Below are 22073 nucleotides of genomic sequence, written 5' to 3'. Positions count from 1 at the left end.
GGCCTGTCGGGCACCCGGGGCCACGCGCCCGCCGTTCACCGATCGGGCTACGCCCAGCGCAGCAACGCCCCCACCCCGCCCCTCGGCCCCTCGGCCTGCGATATGGCCGTCACCGACACCGCCTCCGCACCCGTCTCCACCACGGAGCGCAGCAGTGCGTCATCCGCGCGGACCGGCCAGGTGGCCCGCCCGCCCAGCGCCTTGACGTCGGTGCGGCTGACCGCCACCTGGTCCGGGTCCTCGCCGATCCACACCTCGCGGTTCGTCTCCGGTGCGCCCAGGTGGATCAGGAGTTCGTCGATACGGTGTTCGCGTGCGGCCTCGACGACCGCCGGCACGCCCTCGACCGCGCCCGTACGCCCCTCCTCATCGGGTACGCGGGCGGCCAGGAATCGCTCCAGCTCCTCCGCCGCCCTGCGGTGCACGTGCTCGGCCCGGATCCGCTCGATGTCCTCGTCCAGCAGTCGGCTGCCCGCGCCGTGCGGCGCCTCGGCCACCCGGTCGAGAAGCCGGCGCGGCAGCCGGGCGCGCACCGCGCGCCGCTCGCGCTCCTCGCCGACCAGGACCACCAGATCGGCGCACGTCTCCTCCTGGCAGACGGCCAGCGCGTCCGCTATCTCCGCCGCGTTGTGTTCCCAGGTGTTCTCCACCCGCAGCTGGAAGTGCCGCACCGACCAGTCCGCGGTGCTCCTACGGGGCGAGGGCCAGTGCTTCCCGGCCGCCGCAGAGGCCTCCCGGCTGCCCAGCGCCCCGCGCAGCTCGAACTCCGCGCCCTTGCGGTCGATGTACGCCACCACTGACACGGGGTCTTCGGTGGCCAGCTCCAGCAGCGGCGCCGTGTGCGGCAGCGGCGCCCACCGGGCCGAGGAGCCGCCGGGCGGGGGAGTGGCCAACGGCGGATCCAGGACCACCTCCCCCGCACGGGCGAACAGCGCCCTGCCGTGCGGCTCGGGGGAGTGGGCCAGCTCCTCGACCGCGGTCCGGACGGCATGGCAGGTCGGCTCGTCCGCGCCCTGCCCGGCCAGCTCCCGGGACAGGGCCCGAGCGGTGAGGGAGCGCTCGTGGGGCGCGGACTGCGTGTGCCGGGAGGTGTCGACGTATACGGAGGCCCAGGGGCCCGGATGTTCGTACAGTGGATGGAGAAAGGCGAGATCCATGGCTCTCTCCCGGGTGCCGCTCGGGTTGCTGCTTTCGCGGGTACCCGGACCGCACCGAGGAACACGACGAGCGGGGTACACCATGACCGGAGTCGACCCGGGCCGTCTGACCGACCAGCAGCTCATGAAGGAGCTGGAGACGATCCACCGCACGCGCCACGACACGCTGCTCCATGGCTCGAACGACGCGCTGCGCGCGCACAACGACCGTATGGCGCAGCTGGAGGGCGAGTACCTGCGCCGCCATCCACGCCGCCTGATCGTGGCGAGCCGGACGCGTGACGGGGCCCGGGAACGGGCCACGGCCATCGCGGACCCCGGGAGCGGAGAAAGCCGGGGCACCGAACCCGCCCGCTGACCGCGTTGACCCAGGGCGTCGTTCCTAGGCCCCGCCGCCTCCCTCGGGGAACTCCGTCAGGATCGCCTCGTTGAACGCCTTCAGGTCGTCCGGCCTGCGGCTGGTGATCAGCTTGTTGGGGCCCTGGTCGAGCCGTACCTGCTCGTCCACCCAGGTGCCGCCCGCATTCCGGATGTCGGTGCGCAGGCTCGGCCACGACGTCAGGACGCGGCCCCGGACGACGTCGGCCTCCACCAGCGTCCACGGCGCGTGGCAGATCGCGGCCACCGGTCGGCCCTGCTCGAAGAACGAGCGGACGAAACCGACGGCCCGCTGGTCCATCCGCAGGAAGTCCGGATTGGCCACACCGCCCGGCAGGACCAGCCCGTCGAAGGACTCGGCCGGCTCCTGGCCGACGACCACCTCCACCGGGAACGTGTCCGCCTTGTCCAGATGGCGGAAAGCCTGCACGTACCCCGGCTTCGTCGACACCAGGACCGGCTCGTGGCCGGCGCCGGCGAGTGCCTGCCAGGGGTCGGTGAGTTCGACCTGCTCGACGCCCTGGGGTGCGGTCAGGAACGCGATACGCATGATGTTCATCGTCCTTTCTCAGCCTGTGCGCCACCCCCCGTGCACCGCCGTCCAGGGCCAACTGCACGGAGAACAGCGCGCTTTGACCCCCAGAGCCGCCGTCATACCGGGGTGCCGCCCGGCCCGCCTCCCGGCGCGGCCCGGCTGATGTCCGCGAGCGCCGACGCGGGGTCCTGCGCCACCGCCAGGTCACCCAGGCTCACCATGCCCACCGGCCGCCCGCCCTCCACGACCGGCAGCCGGCGCACGGCATGGCCGCGCATCAGCTCGAACGCCGCGGACACGGGATCGTCGGGGCCGATCACCACCGGGTCGGGAGTGCACACCGCCCCGGCGCTCACGGTCAGCGGGTCGGCACCGTCCGCGACGGCCCGCAGCGTGATGTCACGGTCCGTGAGGACGCCGATGACCTGCCCGTCACCGGCCACGAGGACGTCTCCCACATCCAGTGCCCGCATCAGCTGCGCGGCCTCGACGAGCGAGGCATCAGGCCGGACCGCCACGACGCCGAGCGTCATGACCTCCCTGACGAAATCAGCCATGGCCTGTGGTCCTTCCTGCCCCCGGCGGTAGGGGGTGCTACGTCAGCCGAATGACGCCCGCAGTACCCCCCAGCCGGGTGCCTATGCGTGCCGCGCGGTCCCTCAGGCCCGAACCACGGCTTCGGCGAGCTCCAGGGCATTGGAGTAGCGCGCCGAACGCGGCAGCCGCTCCAGAGGCTCGACGAGCGTGTCCGGGGCGTGCCTGCGGCGCAGGACGTCGATCAGTTCGACCGTGCGGGCCGGGAACGCCGTACGGCCCAGGATCCGCGCCAGCTCGTAGCGCACGTCGGCCACGGAGCGCGCGGCGCCCGGAATCACCGGACCGGCCCACACCGCCGGGTCGTCGTCGGCGCTCGGCTCGGGGTCGTGCCACTCCTCGGTCCGCGTCGGGTGACCGGACCGCAGCAGGTCCTTCAGTTCGTGCTTCATCTCGTCGTCCCGGTGGACGCTCAGCCGGTCGCTGCCTCGCTGCATGACTCCCTCCAGATGTTCGGGGGTGGAGCTCGCGTACCCGGTCATCGGCGATCGACACGCATGCGCAACGGAACCACTCGGTGCCGTTCGACGGCCGGTGGGCTGCCGGCCCGCCTCGGCGGGCGGATCCCGGGAGGGCGGGCCCTGGAGATCGGCTGCGTGAGCGGTTACGGCACCCAGCTCATCCTGGACCGGTTCGTAGCCGCCGCGGTGGACGCCGTCGACCTGGATCCCGGGGCCGTCGACTCCGCCCGTCGGCGCCTGGCCGGATACGAGGAGCGGGTGCGGCCGGCCGTGGCATCCGCGACCGACCTGCTGGCCGCCCTGGAAGCCGAGGACGACGGCTACGACGCGGTGTTCGACTTCGCGATCATCCATCACGTCGAGGACTGGCGCGCCGCCGTCGCCGAGGTGGCCCGCGTGCTGCGTCCGGGCGGGCGCTTCTACTTCGACGAGGTCACCGTCACCGCCCTGAACCGCCCCACCTGCCGGCGCCTGTTCGACCACCCGGGCAAGGACCGGTTCACCGTCGGCGACTTCCCCGCCGAGCTGCCCCGTCACGGGCTGTACCCGGACGAGCGGTGGCTCGCCCGGATCGGCGGCGACCACCTCCTCGGCGTCGCCGAACTGCGCCCGACGGGCTGATGGCCGACCCTCACCAGTAGACGTCGGCACAGAGGAAAGATCAGTGGGCAGAGTCCCCGCGCCGACTGATTGCCACACCGATGGAGGTGACCTCCATGTCACGGCACCCGCCACCGCTGACCGCTGTCGCCCGGGTCGGCGAGATCGCCACCGTGCTCTGGGCCGCCGGATTCCGCTGGCTGGTCGACGCCCTCGGCCTACGGTCCTGGGTGTCACCGCGCTGCCGGACTCTGTGCACCCTGGGGCTGCGGCCGTGCGAGCACCACGCGGTCATGGACCGGCCCCTGCCGGAGCGCACCCGCCACATCCTGGAACAGCTGGGGCCCACCTTCGTCAAGGCCGGGCAGATGCTCGCGCTGCGCCCCGACTACGTACCCGCCGCCTACGCCGAGGCGCTACAAGGGCTGTACGCCGACGTACCACCGTTTCCGGCCGACGAGGCTGTCCGAGTCATCACCGAGGAACTGGGCCGGTCACCGCGGGAGGCGTTCGCGGAGTTCGACCCGGAGCCGTTCGCGGCCGCCTCCCTGTCCCAGGTGCACCGGGCGCGGCTGCCCGACGGTACCGAGGTGGCGGTCAAGGTGCAGCGGCCCGGGGTGGATGCGCAGGTGGAGGAGGACCTGACGCTGCTGCGGTGGCTGGCGCGGCGGCTGGAGCGGCGCAGTGCTGCAGCGCGCCGGTTCCGCCCGACCGAAGCCGTCGAGGAGATCGCCGAGTGGACGCGGCGGGAACTCGACTTCCGCCGGGAGGCCAGTACCGCACAGGCACTGCGCCGCTACTTCGCCGACGACGACTCGGTGGTCATCCCGCGGGTGCATGAGCGGTGGACGACGCGCCGGGTGCTGACCATGGACCTCCTCCATGGGCACCGGCCGGCCCCGGCGGCCGAGCTGCGGCAGGCCGGGCTGGACCCCCAGCGGGTCCTGGAGACGGGTGCGCGCGCGGTGCTCCGGCAGGTCTTCGAGTTCGGCCTCTTCCACGCCGACCCCCACCCGGGCAATCTGCTCGTGCTGCCCGGCGAGAAGGTCGCCTTCCTGGACTTCGGCATGTTCGGGCGCGTGGACTCCCGGCAACGCCACCGTATGGGCCTGATGCTGTGGGCGCTGGTGGACGGCGACTCCGACACCGCCGTCGGGCAGCTGCTGCGTCTGTCGGAACGACGCCCTGGAGCCGACGTGCCCGGCTTCCGGCGGGCCGTCGCCGACCTGGTGGAGGACTGGTACGGCCGGTCGGCCCGGGAGTACTCAGTGGCCCGGCTGCTGCTGGCCGAGCTCGGCGCGGGCGCGGCGCACGACATCGTTTTCCCACGCGAGCTGATGCTCCTCGCCCGCACCCTGCTCACCCTGGAATCCACCGGCGCGCTCATCGACCCGGACATCACCCTCGCCGACCTCACCCGCACGGTGCTGCCCGACCTGAAACGCATCCTGCTTCCCACTCTCGCCACGCTCACCCACGCGTGGGCGGGTACCGACCGGGCCCGGCTCGTCCTCGCCCTCGAACTCGACCTCCCCGAAGCACTCCAGCACCTGAACGACCGCCTCGCCGCCACCACCGCGCCGCCTGCTCCGCCCCCACGGCGGACGCGGCCGCCCCTTCTCGCGCTCCTGGCCGCCGGCGCGGCCGGGGCGGTGCTGGCGCGCCTCGGCCACCGGCGCCGCAGCAGCTGACGGACCGATCCAGGACCCCAAGACCAAGAGGACCATTCGGCCCAGTGCTAAGGCCCTTAGTACCCATGCGGGGTCGCCCTACCCGAGGGAGGGTGGAATGCGAAGGAATCCGGACACGCAAGACCCGGGGAGCCAGAGGTGCCACCGAAAGTACTCGCGGGCATCGCGGCCGTAGCCGTCGCCGCGGCCCTTCTGCTCCGGCTGGGCGTGCCGCCGCTCTGGCTGGTCCTGATCGCCCTCGTCGCGGCGTGCCCGCTGAGCATGGCCCTCATGCCCGGCGGCCACAGCGGCCACAGCGGCCACGGCGGGCGACCGCACGGGTGCGGGAGCGAACCCGGCGACGGCCATCAGCATGGCGAGTGCGGCGGGACCGGGCTGACGCAGAAAGGCCCATAGCATCACTGAACGTCACGCACTCCGAGGACACAGTCCTCGGACCCTGAAGAAGGGATTGGCCGGCCATGACCAGCATCGCCCGCCGTATCGCGGACCTGTTCCGGATCAAGGCGAACAAAGTCCTGGACAGGGCAGAGGATCCGCGCGAGGTTCTCGACTACTCCTACCAGCAGCAACAGGAACTGTTGCAGAAGGTGCGGCGCGGTGTGGCCGATGTGGCCACCAGCCGCAAGCGCCTGGAGCTGCAGATGGGCACCCTGGAGCAGGCCGGCGGCGGCTGACGGCCCGCACGGGGCGGCCCACCGGCGACTGGCGCGGTGCTGCTGTCCGCCCTGGTGACCCCGGGCCTCGCCGCGAGGGTCCTCTGCGTGGACGACGCGCAGCTCGTACCCGCCCTGCACTCGTACTGGCTGTGGATTCACGTCTCCGCCGCGACCGTCTCCGACGGCGCCTTCCGGGCGCCTGGCTTCGGTCGCGACGCCGGACAAGCTCTGCTACCGGCTCGCCACGGCCGGCTGGAAGGGCCGCCGCGCCGCCTGCCTCGGCTTGGAGACCTTCACCGCGTTCGCCTTCGACCACTACGGAGTGAACATCTTCATCACAGGACTCCATTCGTATGCTGGAGTCAAGCGGAAGATACCCCCGCTGGGTATAGTGGGCGAGTCCTGTCAGACGGAGCCAGGGTGCGGAGAGCGATGACGACAGCCATAGACCGGCGGGCGGGATCCCGCGGCAGCGCCGTGCGCTGCGCGTGGACCGTCGTCGTTGTGCTGCTCGCAGCACTCGCTGTACTCATCCATCACGACACGACGTCCGCGCCCGTGCCCGCCCCCGCCATGAGCGCGATGGCCGACATGGATCACACCTCCGCGGCCATGCCCATGACGACGACAGCCGCCTCGGCGGGGCATGGCACGGCATCCCAGGCCGCGAACATGGCCATGGACGATCACAGCGGCGCCTGCTCGGGCCCCGCCATGCAGCACTGCTCGGCCGGAGACGTCGGCACGACCAAACTCGCGCCACCGCCCGCCGCTGCCCACGTCGGCCGATCGGATGCCTCCTACGGCGTGCTCGCCGGGCGCGGTCTGCCCGGAGCGTCACACCGTGCGCCACCGGATCTCTCGGTCCTCTCCCGCTTGTTGATCTAGGCCCTCTGCGAGCCACCGCCGCGTTCCCACGCGTACGCGAGCGGTGCTGCCCGCGCGCGGTCCGACCAACGGCACATCGAGAAGAGGACTTCCATCATGAACAGCATCAACCGCCGGTCCGTCCTGCTGGCCGGGCTCGGCGTCGCGGGCGCAGGGGCGCTCGCGGCGTGCAGCAGCGGCTCCGGCAGCTCCAACGGCTCCCCCTCCCTGGTCAGCCCCAACAGCAAGGTGGTCGCCGCCACCGACAAGAAGCGCAAGAGCACCGGCAAGGTGCAGAACGTGACCCTGACCGCCGCGTCGGCCATGCTCGACCTCGGCGGCGGGATCATGGCCAAGAGCTGGGCCTTCAGCGGCCGCACCCCGGGCAAGGAGATCCGGCTGTCGGCCGGCGACACGCTCGCCGCCGAGCTCTCCAACCAGCTGCCGGACAAGACCACGACATCCATCCACTGGCACGGAATCGCCCTGCGCTCCGACATGGACGGCGTGCCCCCGGCCACCCAGGCCGCCGTCCGGGCCGGCAGCAACTTCACCTACCGCTTCATCGCCGACGCCCCCGGCACCTACTTCTTCCACCCGCACGTCGGTGTCCAGCTCGACCGCGGCCTGTACGCCCCTCTCATCGTGGAGGATCCCAAGGAGCCGCTGTCGTACGACGACGAGTGGGCCGTCGTGCTCGACGACTGGGTCGACGGCGTCACGGGCACCCCCGACGAGGTCTTCGCCGAACTCAGGCAGAGGATGGGCGGCATGGACATGGGGGGCATGGACATGAGCTCCAGCGCCGGCCCGAGCAGTTCGTCCTCCGGCGACATGGGGGACATGGGTGGGATGGACATGAGCGGCGGGAGCATGGACGGGATGAGTGCCTCGCCGTCCGCGTCGTCCTCCTCCGGCGGCATGTCGATGAAGTTCATGCTCATGGGCGCCGAGAGTGAGCTGCTCGGCGGTGACGCCGGTGACGTCAAGTACCCGTACCACCTGGTCAATGGCCGCGTCCCGGCCGACCCGGACGTCTACACCAGCAAGCCCGGCAAGCGCGTTCGACTGCGCCTCATCAACGCCGGTGGCGACACCGCGTACCGTGTGGCGCTCGGCGGCCACAAGATGACCATCACGCACACCGACGGATTCCCTGTTCAACACCAGCAGGTCGACGCTCTGCTGGTCGGCATGGGGGAGCGGTACGACGTCCTGGTCACCCTCGCCGACGGCGTCTTCCCGCTCGTCGCGCTCGCCGAGGGCAAGAACGCCAGCGGCATGGCGCTGATCCGCACCGGCTCCGGCAGCGCGCCGAGGCCCAGCGTTCGCCCTGCGGAGCTGAACAGCATGATCATGACTGCCTCCCAGCTGAAGTCGGCGGACGACGTGCGGCTCGCGTCCAGGAAGACCGACCGGGTGCATCGCATCGAACTGACCGGCGGGATGGCCAAGTACGACTGGGCCATCAATGGGAAGCGGTTCGACATGAACAACCCGACCGCGAACCCGGTCCTCGTCGAGCAGGGCGAGCGGGTCCGGCTGGACTTCGTCAACAAGACCACCATGTGGCACCCGATGCACCTGCACGGCCACACCTACCAGCTCGGCACGAACGGCCCGCGCAAGGACACCACGATCGTGCTCCCGAAGAAGACGGTGTCCGTTTACTTCGACGCGGACAACCCGGGCCAGTGGATGCTCCACTGCCACAACGCGTACCACGGGGAAGCGGGGATGATGGCCCTGGTGGCATACCGGGCCTGACGACCGGGCGAGCGGGCGGAGCCCGGCTTGCCGGGCCCGCCCTCGTTCCTCAGGGCCGTGCCCGACGTGGTCAGCGGTAGCTGATCCCGATGGCACGGCCTCACGCGCGCATGGCGTCGCGGGGCTGGGGGCACCTCCCGGCCGAAGGGTGGGGGAGGGAGTTTGACGACAGGGCCTAGCTAGCATCGGGCCCCGTGATCGTATGGCTCAATGGCACCCACGGTGCAGGCAAGACAACGACCAGTGCACTCGTGCAGCAACTGATCCCGGATTCACGGGTTTTCGACGCCGAGAAGGTCGGCGAGACACTCATGGACATCACGCCGGGGCTGCCCGAGACGGACAACTTCCAGCACTGGCCGCCGTGGCGGCAGCTCGTCGTCGAGACCGCCCGCCGCGTACTCGACTACACCGGCGGCACTCTGGTGATGCCCATGACTGTCCTGGTCGAGCAGTACTGGCGCGAGATCAGCACGGGCCTCGCCCAACATTCCATCCCGGTAAGGCACTTCGTCCTCCACGCTGACCAACACACCCTCCGCAGGCGCATTGAGAGGGCCACTCCCGTCCCCTCCCCGTTCCGCCTCAAATACCTCGAGCCTTACGCCGAGGCGGCCCGCACGTGGCTACACGGCGAGGCCGAAGTCGTCGACACCACGCACCTCACGCCCGCCCAGGCCGCCCTGCAGATCGCAGAGGCCGTCAAGAGTTGAGGCCGACGACCACGCGACAGCTTCGGAGCACTTGGTGATCGTGTGTGGCTACTTGTGGTTGTCAACAACCGTGTCGGACGAAAGGAAAGAGTTCAGTCCCCGTGGCCCTGACCTGGGCACTGAACTCTTCGCTGCATGGAAGGAAGTAGCGACCCTCGCGCGGAACAGTTCAGTGCGCAGCCCACGATCGCGCCGGGTGGCCCATGGCCCCAGCGGCTCTCGAGTCAGGCTGGGGTCCGGTGCCCTTCTCATCAAGCCATTCCAGCCCCCACAGCATCAATGCCCTGGCGGCGGATTCCGGAACGCGCTCCTGGAACTTCCGCCGGGCTTCGGTCAACGAGCCCGCGCTCTGTCCCTCCCAGCCTTCGGCGTAGACAGGAGAATCACGGGCTGGGCTGCCGGTGAGGGCTTCCCAGATCCACGCTGCGGCGTGGCGTTGTCGCTGGCGAGTAACGCCCATCCGCACTGGATGGAAGATCGAGAACAGGCTGTCATAAGGGACCTCGAGAAGTTCGGATAGCGCTCTCCGGCGAGCGGCGTAGTCAATTGCTCCTCGTTTCCGCAGCAGATCGGCCAAATGGCGAATGCCGTTCCAGAAAGCCTGAGGGTCAGCAATTTTCTGAGTAGTTTTCCTCCAACTTCCCGTGCGGCGCTGCGGGGTGTCGAGCGATTCTTCGGCTTGGGCCCAAGTCCTTGCCCCGGCCAGGCGAGCGAGTGCGAGGGAGCAGAAATGCCTGCCGATTACAGGTGTGGTCCCTGGGAGGTGAACGGCCATGACGTTGCGGTAGTCATCAGCGTCTATCAGATTCGGAATATGCCGGAACTCCAGGGCGACGGATGATCCAGTGGGAACGGCGCCAGCGATTCGGTTCTGGTGGGGAACGATCGCCGTCATCATGCGATGCAGTCCCGCCGGGTGCGGGATGCCGCGCAGCGGGTTGCGGCCACTGTGCCTGGGTTGCCGTTCTGCGGCCAACCTGCGCACCCAGGGAGCAAGATGGCGTGCGCCAGTACTCCAGTCGGAGGCGTTCAGGATGGGTTCCGTGAGTGCAAGGGCGGCGGCAGCTTCGGACGCGGTGCGCGGCATCGTGCCGGACCCACCAGGTACCGCGCGAGGGTTCTGCGCGCGCTGTGTGCGGACGGCGGCGAGTGCGTCCGCGGCGAACCCGGGAAGTTCTGCGAGTTCGTCATCGTGGACGACCAGTCGCGCAGCAGCCGTCAGGTAGCGCAGAGCATCGAACCATTCGGCGCCGGAGACAGGCTCGCCTGCCAGCCGGGCCGTACCGCCGTCGGCAATGGCGAGTGCGCGCACTTGCAGATCAACCAACGCTTGTGGGACCGAGAGGGTGGGGATATCTGTGATGCGCTGCCGGCATACTTCCGGCTGGCTCGCTGCCACCGGGTTCGGCGAGCGGTTGCCGCATTCCTGAGGGTCCCGTGCGTAATGGGTCCCTGTAGGTAGACCTCCAGGCTTCTTTTTCCCGCTTCCGCGTCGCAATCTGACGCCGCAGGCAGGGCATATGTCGACGAGAAGACGCCGATGGACGGGACAGACGGCTGCGATGCCCAAGCGCCACCACACCGGCCACACCGCACTCCCTGAAAGGCAATGTGGGCAGGCACGGCTGGCGTAGGGCAGGAACCACTGGTGGCGAGTCAGACGAGGCAGGGTTTTTACGTCGTTTAGGTCAAGACGCGAAAAATTGAGGGCAGTTCCATCATATCGAGCAAGTTGCATCTGCCACAGTTTTTTGGTGGTCAGCCCGGTCGTCAGCTGCAGGCCAGCCAGGCTGGCCGGTGTGAGAGTGACGCCGAAGAACAGCGGTCGCCTCATTTTTCCTGCCGAGTTAAATTCAAGTCCCAGCGCCCGGGCTGCGAAACCCGGTGGCAAATCCAATTTGATCGCAGCGCGATCCACCCAAGATTGGAACGCTTCGCCTTCCACAGGAGAGGGCACAACGGGAAGGCGGCGGAGCCGCGTTGCGTCAGCTGACAGCTGGGGGTGGACGACGCGCCGCCGTCGCGCAGCGGTGGGCTCCGCCAAGTGCTCATTGCTCATGTTTAACTTGCCGCCACCTTCGATCCTGCTGCGGCTTTCTGGCGGCGCTGCTGTACGACTTTCCGGTACGTGGCCTGAGCGTATTCGCTAATCTCGATGCGGTCCATGAGCTTGCGTGTGATCGCTTCCTCCCCGCTCATGACTGCTTCGATTGCGGATTCACGGAACAGATCGGTAAGGGCGCAGATGCTGCCATCGGTGCGGTCATAGAAGTAGGAACAGAGCTTCACGAGTTGGCCGGGCCTGTGCCTGTACAGCACGAGAGTGTCCTCCAGCGCTTTGACGGTCTCCGCCCATTCGAGCTTGTCCTGAGCAGTTTTGCATCCGAACTTGCGGACCGGGTAGCGAGTGTTTCGTCCTGAGGTTTGGGTGGCCCGCGAGGCAGCCTGGCCTTCGAGGAACAGTCCGGATTTCTCAAGGTCGACGCCGGTGTAGACGAACGTTGCCGCGGTTTCGTTGGCGATGTACTTCAAGTGATCGTTGACCACTCGGCCCTCTTTTGCGGACATGTCCAAGAAGTGCACATCATCAATGATCACGAGCTCCGTGCCGACGTCCGACAGGACGGAGAGCACGTGGTTGGTGATGTCGGTCTGGGTATCCCGGCCGCGTTGCACCATGCCGAGGTAGTCGGCCAACAGTACCGAGAGGTCCTTGGGCGTGGCCCTGGCCGGAATGCTGAGGTAGACGACGGGTGTGTAGTCGATGACCATCCCGTTGGATTCATAGCCGTCCTGAAACCTCTCCGGGTGCTTGCGGCGCAGCCGCCTCTCATAGCGGGCGGCAAACAACTTGACGAGGGTGGACTTGCCGACAGTGGGAGGGCCGTCGAAGACAAGGCCGGCTCTGGCCCCCGCAGCCCGCCGGGCATTGGCCTTCATCCTGCGCTCCATCAAGTAGTGCAGACGCTTGACCTGGGAAGTGTCGATGATCGCGAGGGCACTGTGATAGTTGTCGCGATCCTCATTGAGGTCGTCCTTGTCGTCATCCGACAGCTTCAAGTACTCCTCGTACGGCGGCATGACGGGCTGCTCGGGGGCGCGACTATCGCGGTAGCGCCGCCATTCCTCCTTGTTGCGGGGTTCGGCTAGGCCGGGGTGTCGGAAGGTGCTCACACAGGCTCCTAGATCGCGTCGGGGTCCCAGACCTCTGCGGCCCTGACCTTGCTCAAGTCGAGGTCGCCCCATTCGCCGGGCTCTGTTTCGTCGTCCGCAGCGTCGGGCACGGCGGTCAGTGGAGGGTGGCTGTTGACGGGTGCGTCGTCGCGCTGCATGTCGCGGCTCTGCGCCGTACCTCGGTGTTCGTCCCGCGTGTGACGCTTGCGGTCGGCGGCGGTCCAGGTCTCAGGCGCGTCTGTGCGGTTCTGCAGGTCGGTTAGCGCCTCGGCTACCGCTTCTTGGTCCTCGGGTGCACGGCCGCGCAGGGTGATGAGCCGTTTCGCCTCCCGCAGTGTGATGTCGGTGAACGGCTGGTGCTCTCCGAGCGCATGCGTCCAGCGCAGGACGTGCCACCGACCGTCGGAAGGATCAAGAAAGTAGGCGTGCAGCAGGTTCCGCGGGTCATAGCGGATGGGCCACAGTTCGTCGGGGTAAGGAGCCTTGGCCTTGCGGTAGCGGTACAGGACGTCGGCGTTATACGTCAGGTGGTTCAGCTCGACGCCGTAGGGGTGGATTACGCGCTTGGCAATCGGCAGCAGCTCGAAGTACACGTTGGCTTCGCGGGGGCAGTCCACGTAGCCAGCCGAGCCGAGCGCCATGGCGTACGCCTCGTTCGGCGAGACCCGCAGATCCGGGAATCCGTGCAGAGTAAGACCGCGATGATGTTTGCGCTGGTAGACAGCGATGGCGTACTCGGCGAAGAACTCGGTGAGTTCGTCGATGGTCCACCGGGCCTGCTCTTCGGCAGTGCGGCCGCGATGTGCGACGTTGAAGCCCTTGTAGCCGGCGACGTGTTCGGCGAATTGCTCGCGGATAGTCTTGAAGAGTCTTTCCACGTGCGGTTTGTCGGTGGGTTTGAGCTTGCGCGCGTCCTGAAGGTCGATCTTCCATCGGGTGCAGGCGCGCCAGACTACGTCGGACTTGTAGGGCTTGCCGTGGTCGTAGAGCAGCGTCTCGGGGTAGATGACCGGTCGAGCGGCGGCCTCGGCCAGGCGCTCGTCGACGGTCAGCAGCCGCTCGTATGGGACGCGGAGCATCTGGTAGCGCAGGGCGTCAGACCAGCCGGGGCGCATCATCTCCGGCGTCATGACGTCGGCCAGCAACAGGCCGATGTCGATGGCTTTGGTCCCCTCGGGCGTGAGCCGCCAAGCCAGGAGGGAACGGGTGGCCACGTCCAGGGCGATGGTGAGTTCCACGCGGATAGTGCTCGTGGTACCGGGGTCGTAGGCGAGGACGTCGAGCGGGGTGGTGTCGAGCATGACCACTTCGCCGGGGCGGGTGGCGATGACGTTGCCGAAGGGCCGGTCGGGCTGGTTCGCGGCCGAGGACCGCTGGTAGGCCGGGGCAGAGGGGCTGATGTCCAGCAAGTGGGCGACCGCGCGTCGGCAGATGTCCCGGCTCGGCAGCGGAACGGCACCGGCGCCGTGGTCGGCATCGAGACGGTTCTGTGTACGCCGGTAGAAGCGGTTGCCGATGGTCGCGGAGCTGTCGGCGCGCTCGGCGGCCGCCTGGTCACGGATGGCCTGGATCAACCGTGGATCGAGGTTCTTCAAGGGGTTGCGGACACGGGCCTTGCGCTTGTCCACCAGCCCCCAAAGGCCGTTCTCCGTGCGCCGCGCCCACAGCTTCCATATCCATCGGTCAGTCACGCCAAGCTCTTGGGCTTTGGTCTGGACACGGATGATTTGGGGGAGGGCGGGATCGTATTGCGGGCGGGGTTCGTCCGCGGCCGCGCTGAGCGGGTCACCGGAGCGGTAGCCCGTCATGGCCTCCAGTAGATGGGCCTCTAGTTTCAGCGCAGCGTCCTGCACAGCTTTGTCCAGGCCTGCCAGGACGCCGGCTGGATCGGGGTGGGCATCGGGATCCATCAGTGCCGTGGGCGGCGGTTCGACCGCCGCACGGAAGCTGCTGTCGGCGAGCAGGACCGACAGCATGATGGTCTGCGTGCGGCCGTTCTCCGAGCGCAGGCGCACGGTTGCACCGTCGAGCCCCGCGACCTGGTGCCGTTCCTCCTCGAACTCGATCCAGTCGGTGACGGCGAGCCGATGGCTGCTCATGCGGCACTCCGTGGGTCTGCGGCTCGCACATGGGTGTGATCGCGCAGAGGACGGGTCTCGTCGAAGGCAAGCTGGTGGTGCCACATGAGGTGGTAAGTCACGGATCGCGCGAGTTCGGGGACAGGCTGGAAGCTCACCAAGTCACCAATGGGCACGGATCTTTGGGCGAGCATCAGCAGGCGATCGACGAGAGCTTTCCCAGCCAGCAGGGGCCGGCGGTAGCCGGCAAGCCAGGAAACGTTTGCCCAGCGCAGCGCATCGGGTTCGCCCACCATGGTGTAGTCCCAGCCGATCCGCTGGCATAGCCCGGCCGTCCGACGGGCCTGCCAGATAACGGCGGGCACTGTCATACGCCCGTCTTCCTTGACGTCCAACAGCAGCACCGAGCCGTCGCGCCGACGAGCGAAAAGATCTGGGGTGTGCCGCCAGGCGCCCTCGGAATCGTGGCTGTCAATGGTGAACGGCTGGGCGCTGAATGAAACCACCTCAGGGTCGAAGTCGAGCAGCTTCATCCACTTCGATTCCAGGTACGACTCGTAGTCGATCATGCGGTCGGTTGTAGCCGACCAGTAGTGGCCGGGGGTGTGGTGCTGTCCTACGTGAGAAGGGATCGCGCGGGCGGGGAGTGCGTCCTCGAAGGTCACTGTGGCGGCCTGGGACGCCGGGATGAGGCGTTCCGTGCCGCAGGGGTCGTAGTACTGGAGGAAAGTTCGGTCGCGAGCGGCGCGCACGGGTCGAAGCGTGCGTGTTCGCGGTGGGCTCATGAGATCCCTTTCCCGGAAAGGTGGGCAGTCCCCCAGTCAGCGAGGGCAGTCGCGGCCGGCGTAGGCAGACGGGTCTGGAAGCGCCACCAACCCACGCGTATCGATTGCGCCGTGGCATTGCCCCACTCCTGCCTGTAGGCGGGCGCCTCGTGCGGATCACCATTGGTGAAGCGCTGCCAGATCCACGCCGCAGCGTGGCGCCGTCGCTGAGGAGTGACGGACATCCCAAGAGGACGGAAGACGGGCGTGAGAGCGCCGTCGGGGAGCTCACACAGGTCTGCAAGAGCAGCTCTGCGGGCGGCATAATCGACCAGCCCGCGTTCCTCAAGACGCTCCGCTACGAGCGTCACCGACTCCCAGAACGCGTCCGCGTCGGAGATTCGCCGGACAACCTTGGTGGCGGCACGTATGGCCTTGCCGCTGTCCATGCCTAATACCTCAGCGGCGCGCGGCCAACTGGACGCGCCCGCCAGGCGAGCCAGGGCCAGAGCGGTGAACCGCCTTCCCCACAAGGGACTGGTTCCGGGCAGATGCGCGGCAACCAGCTCGCTGTAGTCCGCAGCATCAGCGAGATGAGGAACGTGGCAGGGGCTGATTCCCACTGGTCTGACGGCGGCGAGGGCGCCGACAACACGTGAGGAACGAGGAGCAACGGCAGCCATCATTTCGTTGATGACAGCCGGGCGGCGCATCTTGCGAAGCCGGTCTCCGACACCGGCGGCCCGTTGCAGGTCCGCCAGGCGCCGGGCCCAAGGAGCCAGTGCTTGTGCACCGGTCTCGAAGTTCGGGGCATCGAGGACCGTGGAAGCGAGCGCCAAATAGGCCATGGCGTGAGCAGCTGTTGCAGGCATTGCTCCGAGGTGACTCGCGCTACCGCTGCGAATGGCCTGGCGCCGTCGACGGTCTTCTGTCACCGCTTGGGCCATGTAGCCAGGGAAGGCGGAGACATCGGTCTCATCAGAGGCGAGACGGGCCATGGCTGTCAGCAGTCGTAGGGAAGCAAACCATTCCCTCGAGGAGACAGACGTACCAGCCACGGACCCTTCGGCCCCGTCTGCGATGGCGAGTACCTGCAGTTGGAGACCAGCTAAGGAGTCGTTCACGGCTACCGTCGGCATGTCCTTGTACTGCTGCGGGCACAGCCCGCCGCGGCGGCCGCCACGGGCTGACGGCCCGCCAGGCGGACGATTGCCGCATTCACCGGGACCAGGCAGCGGAGGCCTCGAGAGCAGGCCACGTTGGTTGCTGTGGTTGCCGCGCCTGAGTGGGATGCCGCACGTGGGACAGACGTCGATCAGCAGGCAACGGTGGACGGGGCATACCGCCGCGATCCCAAGACGCCACCACAGAGGCCATTCCGGTCTCTCTGCGAGGCAGTACGGGCAGGCCCGACTTGACGTCGTCAACATCCATTCACGAAGAGCGACAAGCCGCATCGACGTCCGGTCGCTCGGCTCCAGGCCCGCGAGGTCGAGTGCGGTTCCGTCATACCGGGCGAGCTGCATGTCCTGAAGGGTTCGCACTGGCAACCCTGTCGCATCGCGCAAGCCGCTGAGGCTCTTAGGGGTGAGAATGACTCCGAAAAACACGGGCCGGGTGATTGCCGCGCCTTCGGCACACTCCAACCCCAGTGCGTGGGCAGCCCGGCCGGGAGAAACGTTCAGCGTGCCCGCAACACGATCTACCCAAGAGGGGAAAGCCTCGCCGCTAACCGGCTTCGGTACGACAGGAAGCCGGCGGGCACGGTGTACGACAACAGGACTTTGCGCAGGTACCTGTGTGATCGTGCGTCTCGCAAGCACGTGCGCTGCCGCCAATGCCGCCCCTCCCACTTGCGCGTCCGTCTCAGGCTCTTTCGGCGGCCTCTCCTGGCGAATGCGTGAACGCCGGCCCCAGTAGGTCACTTGACGTTGTTCATTCCCCGATGTTCACGGCGAGAACCCGTCTGCGGTGTTGGCCTTGCACGCGGTGCCGTCGCCTTTGAGGGAGGTCACTCGGTGTGGCGGACGAGGCGGTCAACCAACGCGGTCCGAGACGCGGCTTGTCAGTGGGCGCTGAGAGAATCAGATCATGTCGAGTGACGTATTTGGGTTCCATGTACCTCGTGTGTGCAGAGTCCGCGGCGCTAGCACCACCGCCGAGGATTTGATTCCGTTGGCCACCGAGGCCTTTCGCGTCGACGACGAGGAAGTGATCACGGAGCCTGCTGCTGTGCGTGAGGGAGTGCTGGCGTTGCCCTCCGCGGTTGCGGCCGCTGGCGCAATGGTCGTGCTGGGCGAACCGGGGGCCGGAAAAACCTCCATGCTGGAGGCCCTCACCAACGGACTGCCTCGGGTCCTGGACTCGTGGGAACGGAACGCCGACGCCTGCCTATGGGTATCGGGCGCTGACCTGACGGAGGCCTCCTACGAGGACGAGCTGGGCCGCCACCTCGACGCATTGCCGTCGGCCGGGGCGGCCGCCGACGATGCCGGCGTGCTGACGGTGGTCCTGGACCAGACCGACGAAAGCCCACTTCGACCGTACCTGCCGAGGCGGTTGCAGAAGTCACTCCGCAACCGGGAGACAAGTCGGATCCGTCTTCTCATGGCCTGCCGCACCGCTGACTATCCAGGAGCCATGACACCTGTGCTGTCCGAAGCCTTTCGGGCGTGCCAATGCGTCGACCTGGCGCCGTTGAGCCGGAGAGAGGCCGTGGCATTGGCGGACAGCGCCCAGGTCCCCGGAGAGGAGCTGGTGACGGCGGCCGAGACAGCGGGGGCTGCCGTGCTGGCCAGCGTTCCGCTGACCTTGGAACTACTAATCCTCACATACAGGGCCGACGGCCAACTGCACGGCACGCCTGAAGAACTCTTCGCCCGCGGCGTGGAGTGGCTTGCGGACGACCCCGATCCTGGTCGCCTCAACAGAGCCGTGGTCACCGCTCCTCCGCAGCGTTTGCGGGCGGCGGGGCGTATCGCGGCTTGGATGTTGCTATCCGGGCGTCGCAGCGTGTGGCGAGGCCCGGCGTTCAGCGCCGGCGCCTTCGATCTGCCAGGAGGCCTTCTGGCGGGTGGCGAAGAGCGAACCGCCGCAGGATCCTACGAGATCACGCCCCAGGTGCTGGAAGAGACGCTTGCGACAGCCCTCTTCACCGCACCGGACGACAACCGGACAGCGTTCCGGCACTCCTCAGTAGCCGCGTTCCTTGCCGCGCGCTATCTCACCGATCGGGACACCACACAGCGCCAGTTGGAAAATCTCTTCCTCGTTGGTGCACCGGCCGGCGGTGCGGCGAGTATCCCCCCGCCGCTGCGGGAGACAGCCGCGTGGCTGGTGGCCCTTAACCCCACAGCCACCGAATGGTTGGCTGACGCCGACCCCGAGAGCCTCGCCGTGCACAGCGCACTGGTGCGCTCCGATGAGGTACGCCGTCTGACCGTGACGAGACTGCTCGAACGCGCGCCTGAGGTGGAACTCGGAGACACGCGCTGGGAGCTTTCCCGTTGGGACCTCCGATATCCATTGCTGGCGGATCAACTCGCCGATGTGCTGGAGAACGTCTCGAGGGACAACGCCACTGATTGGCAGGTCAGGGCGCGAGTTCGCCTCGCTGTCCGGTTGGCCCAGGAAGCAGGTTCGGCTCACTCCAGGCTGGCAGGAGCGCTCCTGGGACTGGTCGAGGACGACACCTGGCACCAGGTCGAGCGTCGTTTGGCTGCGCGCGCGGCGTTCGCATGTGATGCCGATCGGGCAGTACCTGTCCTCAAGCGAGTTCTCGCCTCGCTGGCGGAGCCGTCCTACGAGAAGAGGGTAGATCCAGACCACGATCTTCGTGGGACCGTGCTGGCCTTGCTGTGGCCGCAGCACCTGGACGTGGCAACGATGCTGGCCGCGCTGCGCCCGCCCTCTCCCCATCTGTACGGCATGAACGCCGACTTCTTGCGGACGATGCCGGTCGATTGCCCAGATGATCAACTGCCGCAACTTTTGGCCTGGGCCCAGGACACTGTCCTCCAGCCTCGATCCTCGAATTCGGGCCTCGTCTTCGCATCCCACCGTATTGAGACGAGGCTGATTGATTCTCTGATCGATCGGGTCCTCGGTAGTAAGGACTCGGCGCAGCATCTCGCAACCCTGGCGAAGATCATCTTTCGTCTCCTTCGCGACCATAACAAGGTCCGTATGCCAGATTGCCTGCAACCCGACGAGCACGGCGATGAACCAGCCGACACACAGTCGACACGGCGGCTGTTGACCGAGGCGCTGGTCGGCGAGGCTGTCCGCTTGGTGGTCCATCCACGTGAAGCAGCCTGGCTCATCGTCGAGGATTGGGAACTACCCGCGTCGCTGCGATGGAACGCCGCCTCGGTTCCTGACACGCTCATCCGACACCAGTTGGTGGACGGAGCGGACTTTGCCTGGGCACTGGAGCAGACGAGCCGGGCAGCGGCGTCCGGAGACGCAGGTCTCGTCGCCGCGTACGGTGAACTGGCAGCGCGATTGTTCCCTCATGATGATCATGAGGCATTCGAGTTGGCCTACGACGAGGACCACCCGGCCTGGCCCTATCTGCGCCCCTACTACGACCCGGTCGACCTCACGAGCGACCTGGCCACTGCGCTCCGTCGCAGCCATCGTGTCCAGAACAAGAGCTGGCCGGAAGCACCAGAATTTGCAGTCGAGCAGGCGCGGCTTCTTACCGCTGCAAGAGAAGGCGGCAACGACAGTCTGTGGCAATTCCTATGGCGCCTGCGCGCCGATCCACGAACTGGTCTGCTGGAGAGCCCGACTGGCCCGATCAGGTCCTGGCCGGGGGCTGCGATCCTCGCCGACGATCTGGCAGACCTGCCGGAACTCGCACTCCGCTATCTCAGCACAGAACACGACCATGCTGATTCCTGGCTCGCCCAGTCCCGGCATGACAAGCGTTCTTGGGCCGGGTACGTGCTTCTGCTGGAGCTTCACGGCGACCACAACCTCAGCCGGCTGCCCAGCCCGGCGTGGAGTTCTTGGACCGCCGCCATCCTCACCGAATATTTGGGCACTTCGACCAGCTATACCGAAGCTGCTCGCCGCGATTTGCTGTGGCAGGCGGCCAGCCACGCACCCCAGTCGCTAAGCCGACGTGTCACCCAGCTGGTCCCGGATGCCCTTGCGCACGCCCGCCAGCCGATCGAACTCAACCAGCTTGACCCACGCTGGGCCAGAGAACTGCAGACAGCCATGGAGATCCTGGCCGTGCAACTCTCGGCCTGCCTCGGGCTCGCGCAGATCGAGGCGGATGCTGCAGCGCAGAGCGTGCGGGCGAGCGAGGGCGGAAAGTGGGCTTTGCCCGATGACGACGAAGCGCGTGAGGCGGCTCTGCGTACCTGGCACGACTTGCTCAGGTCTCTCCTGGCCAGCAACAGCAAGATCGCGGATAGCCTCATCGACGCGGCTCTCCGGGGGCACTCAGAGAGTCCAGGCGCCGCGAATCTCTTTGTGCGCGCGGCCCAAGCTCTGCTGGGAATTGATGCCGAGCGGAACTGGTCCCGAGTGAAGACGCTCACGGCAACCGATGCGGCTCTCGGTCGTCAATTGGCGGAAGTCTGTGCCCAGACCGAGATCCACAATCAGATCCAGGGCTCATTGAACGAGGCGCAGCTTGCCGATCTGTATGTGTGGCTCAGTGACTTGTATCCCGACGAAGCGGAAGGCCCGCGCCTCGGAGTTCACTGGGTGAGTGCGTCGGAAGAGGCATGCCAGTGGAGAGACGGCCTGCCTCGCGAGCTGAGCCGTCGAGCGACTGCAGAAGCAATTCGCCAGTTGCGCTACCTGTCGGACCAGTATCCCCACCGGCTGTCCCTGGCAGCGGCTCTCGGTGCAGCAACCAAGGACCATGCCACAGCGATCTGGAGCCGGGTAGGTCTAGACGACGTGGTACGAGTTCTGCAGGACCCATCGCGGCGCGTCATCCGTACGAGCACGGACCTTCTTGACGTCGTGCATGAGGTTTTGGAGCACGTGGGCAACGAGCTGCCCCCGCATGGCGAGCTCTTGTGGGACCGAACACCAGGTAGGCGTCCTCGATCGAAGTCCTCCTCGACCACGGTTGCCGAGTCTGTCCCTGAAATCTGGCGCCCCAAACTTGAAGCTGCTCTGTGTGCCTACCTTGCCCACGAACTGACTCTGCGACTGGCTGGCCACCGCGTCGCGGTGAACCGAGAGGTGATGATCTACCCCACCGACGCATATGGCGCAGGCGATCGCACTGACATCCTGATCGACGCCGCACCTTCATCCGGCGGCGAGTTCGACACCGCGGCAGACGGGCATGTGAAACTCGTAATCGAGGTCAAGGGATCCTGGAACGTGGGAGTCGCGACATCCCAGGAGGACCAGTTGGCAGGCAGGTACCTGCCAGAGGCAATGACGGACGTGGGTATCTACCTCGTCGGCTGGTACCCGGTCGAACTCTGGGACGATCCGAGTGACAGCCGAAGGGCACGCGCGCAAAAGCTGGACTTCGACACGCTGGTGTCTGATCTGCAAGCACAGGCGTTGCGTCTATCTCGGACTGACTCAGTGCACCTTCGCCCCATGGTGATCACCATTCCGCGACCGCACAGACAAGGAGATCGCTGAGTCCGCGT

At 67.4% G+C, this 22073-nt stretch carries 16 protein-coding genes and 3 pseudogenes; 10 read left to right on the top strand and 9 right to left on the bottom strand.

What is annotated here, in order from left to right; translation table 11 throughout:
* Positions 1-47 precede the first annotated feature (47 nt).
* Positions 48-1157 carry a baeRF2 domain-containing protein gene (locus tag ABT186_RS11485; protein ID WP_351924715.1) on the bottom strand — a complete coding sequence of 370 codons (1110 nt, stop codon included), beginning with the start codon at positions 1155-1157 and terminating at the stop codon, positions 48-50.
* On the opposite strand from ABT186_RS11485, the pseudogene ABT186_RS11480 reads away from it, so the two are divergent.
* Positions 1133-1515, top strand: a pseudogene (locus ABT186_RS11480) (DUF6158 family protein). The gene ABT186_RS11485 and the pseudogene ABT186_RS11480 sit on opposite strands and share 25 nt — an antisense overlap.
* Before the next feature lie 24 nt (positions 1516-1539).
* On the opposite strand, the gene ABT186_RS11475 reads toward ABT186_RS11480, so the two are convergent.
* From ABT186_RS11475 to ABT186_RS11465, 3 genes are all read right to left on the bottom strand, one after another.
* A complete protein-coding gene (locus tag ABT186_RS11475; RefSeq protein WP_351225899.1) occupies positions 1540-2085 on the bottom strand; it encodes a type 1 glutamine amidotransferase domain-containing protein in 546 nt (181 codons plus the stop codon).
* 101 nt (positions 2086-2186) lie between these two features.
* Positions 2187-2627, bottom strand: a complete 441-nt coding sequence (locus ABT186_RS11470; protein WP_351225830.1) for a CBS domain-containing protein — start codon at positions 2625-2627, stop codon at positions 2187-2189.
* A gap of 102 nt (positions 2628-2729) precedes the next feature.
* Positions 2730-3101, bottom strand: coding sequence for a DUF2795 domain-containing protein (locus ABT186_RS11465; protein ID WP_351225832.1), 372 nt, complete (start codon positions 3099-3101; stop codon positions 2730-2732).
* 60 nt (positions 3102-3161) lie between these two features.
* Here ABT186_RS11465 and ABT186_RS11460 point away from each other — a divergent pair, with 60 nt between their 5' ends.
* The 8 genes and pseudogenes from ABT186_RS11460 (at position 3162) to ABT186_RS11425 (ending at position 9422) form a co-directional block, all read left to right on the top strand.
* Complete coding sequence (locus tag ABT186_RS11460) at positions 3162-3746, top strand: class I SAM-dependent methyltransferase (protein WP_351924713.1); 585 nt, start codon at positions 3162-3164, stop codon at positions 3744-3746.
* Positions 3747-3841: 95 nt separating this feature from the next.
* Positions 3842-5416: an ABC1 kinase family protein gene (locus tag ABT186_RS11455; protein ID WP_351924711.1), complete on the top strand. Its 1575-nt coding sequence runs from the start codon at positions 3842-3844 to the stop codon at positions 5414-5416.
* Positions 5417-5554: 138 nt separating this feature from the next.
* Entirely contained in the window at positions 5555-5812 is a 258-nt protein-coding gene (locus tag ABT186_RS11450; protein ID WP_351924709.1) for a hypothetical protein, read from the top strand.
* Positions 5813-5877: 65 nt separating this feature from the next.
* Positions 5878-6078, top strand: a pseudogene (locus tag ABT186_RS11445) (PspA/IM30 family protein); the annotation flags it as partial.
* A gap of 238 nt (positions 6079-6316) precedes the next feature.
* Positions 6317-6439 (top strand): annotated as a pseudogene (locus tag ABT186_RS47935) (c-type cytochrome biogenesis protein CcsB); the annotation flags it as partial.
* 68 nt (positions 6440-6507) lie between these two features.
* Complete coding sequence (locus ABT186_RS11435; protein WP_351924707.1) at positions 6508-6963, top strand: hypothetical protein; 456 nt, start codon at positions 6508-6510, stop codon at positions 6961-6963.
* 96 nt (positions 6964-7059) lie between these two features.
* On the top strand, positions 7060-8709 hold the full coding sequence (locus tag ABT186_RS11430) for a multicopper oxidase family protein (RefSeq protein WP_351924705.1): 1650 nt from the start codon (positions 7060-7062) through the stop codon (positions 8707-8709).
* Between the two features lie 194 nt (positions 8710-8903).
* Positions 8904-9422: an AAA family ATPase gene (locus ABT186_RS11425; RefSeq protein ID WP_351924703.1), complete on the top strand. Its 519-nt coding sequence runs from the start codon at positions 8904-8906 to the stop codon at positions 9420-9422.
* Positions 9423-9591: 169 nt separating this feature from the next.
* Here the strand turns inward: ABT186_RS11425 and ABT186_RS11420 are convergent, their stop codons facing one another.
* From ABT186_RS11420 to ABT186_RS47930, 5 genes are all read right to left on the bottom strand, one after another.
* Positions 9592-11481, bottom strand: coding sequence for a TniQ family protein (locus ABT186_RS11420; RefSeq protein ID WP_351924701.1), 1890 nt, complete (start codon positions 11479-11481; stop codon positions 9592-9594).
* 2 nt (positions 11482-11483) lie between these two features.
* Positions 11484-12596, bottom strand: a complete 1113-nt coding sequence (locus ABT186_RS11415) for a TniB family NTP-binding protein (protein WP_351924699.1) — start codon at positions 12594-12596, stop codon at positions 11484-11486.
* Positions 12597-12604: 8 nt separating this feature from the next.
* A complete protein-coding gene (locus ABT186_RS11410; protein ID WP_351924697.1) occupies positions 12605-14611 on the bottom strand; it encodes a Mu transposase C-terminal domain-containing protein in 2007 nt (668 codons plus the stop codon).
* 80 nt (positions 14612-14691) lie between these two features.
* A complete protein-coding gene (locus ABT186_RS11405; protein ID WP_351924695.1) occupies positions 14692-15459 on the bottom strand; it encodes a TnsA-like heteromeric transposase endonuclease subunit in 768 nt (255 codons plus the stop codon).
* Positions 15456-17261, bottom strand: coding sequence for a TniQ family protein (locus tag ABT186_RS47930; protein WP_502973181.1), 1806 nt, complete (start codon positions 17259-17261; stop codon positions 15456-15458). Before ABT186_RS47930 ends, ABT186_RS11405 begins: the two co-directional genes overlap by 4 nt.
* Before the next feature lie 352 nt (positions 17262-17613).
* Here ABT186_RS47930 and ABT186_RS11390 point away from each other — a divergent pair, with 352 nt between their 5' ends.
* Positions 17614-22065 (top strand): NACHT domain-containing protein, encoded by a 4452-nt coding sequence (locus ABT186_RS11390; RefSeq protein ID WP_351924693.1) that lies wholly within the window; start codon positions 17614-17616, stop codon positions 22063-22065.
* Positions 22066-22073: the final 8 nt, after the last annotated feature.

This window comes from Streptomyces sp. NPDC001634, from assembly GCF_040298185.1.
Taxonomy (GTDB): domain Bacteria; phylum Actinomycetota; class Actinomycetes; order Streptomycetales; family Streptomycetaceae; genus Streptomyces.
This window is presented reverse-complemented; position numbering and strand designations above follow the sequence as displayed.

What these genes read in the sequence shown, in the direction of transcription:
- ABT186_RS11485 (WP_351924715.1), bottom strand. Translation starts at nt 1,157, where the DNA reads ATGGATCTCGCCTTTCTCCATCCACTGTACGAACATCCGGGCCCCTGG.
- ABT186_RS11475 (WP_351225899.1), bottom strand. Translation starts at nt 2,085, where the DNA reads ATGCGTATCGCGTTCCTGACCGCACCCCAGGGCGTCGAGCAGGTCGAA.
- ABT186_RS11470 (WP_351225830.1), bottom strand. Translation starts at nt 2,627, where the DNA reads ATGGCTGATTTCGTCAGGGAGGTCATGACGCTCGGCGTCGTGGCGGTC.
- ABT186_RS11465 (WP_351225832.1), bottom strand. Translation starts at nt 3,101, where the DNA reads ATGCAGCGAGGCAGCGACCGGCTGAGCGTCCACCGGGACGACGAGATG.
- ABT186_RS11460 (WP_351924713.1), top strand. Translation starts at nt 3,162, where the DNA reads ATGCGCAACGGAACCACTCGGTGCCGTTCGACGGCCGGTGGGCTGCCG.
- ABT186_RS11455 (WP_351924711.1), top strand. Translation starts at nt 3,842, where the DNA reads ATGTCACGGCACCCGCCACCGCTGACCGCTGTCGCCCGGGTCGGCGAG.
- ABT186_RS11435 (WP_351924707.1), top strand. Translation starts at nt 6,508, where the DNA reads ATGACGACAGCCATAGACCGGCGGGCGGGATCCCGCGGCAGCGCCGTG.
- ABT186_RS11430 (WP_351924705.1), top strand. Translation starts at nt 7,060, where the DNA reads ATGAACAGCATCAACCGCCGGTCCGTCCTGCTGGCCGGGCTCGGCGTC.
- ABT186_RS11420 (WP_351924701.1), bottom strand. Translation starts at nt 11,481, where the DNA reads ATGAGCAATGAGCACTTGGCGGAGCCCACCGCTGCGCGACGGCGGCGC.
- ABT186_RS11405 (WP_351924695.1), bottom strand. Translation starts at nt 15,459, where the DNA reads ATGAGCCCACCGCGAACACGCACGCTTCGACCCGTGCGCGCCGCTCGC.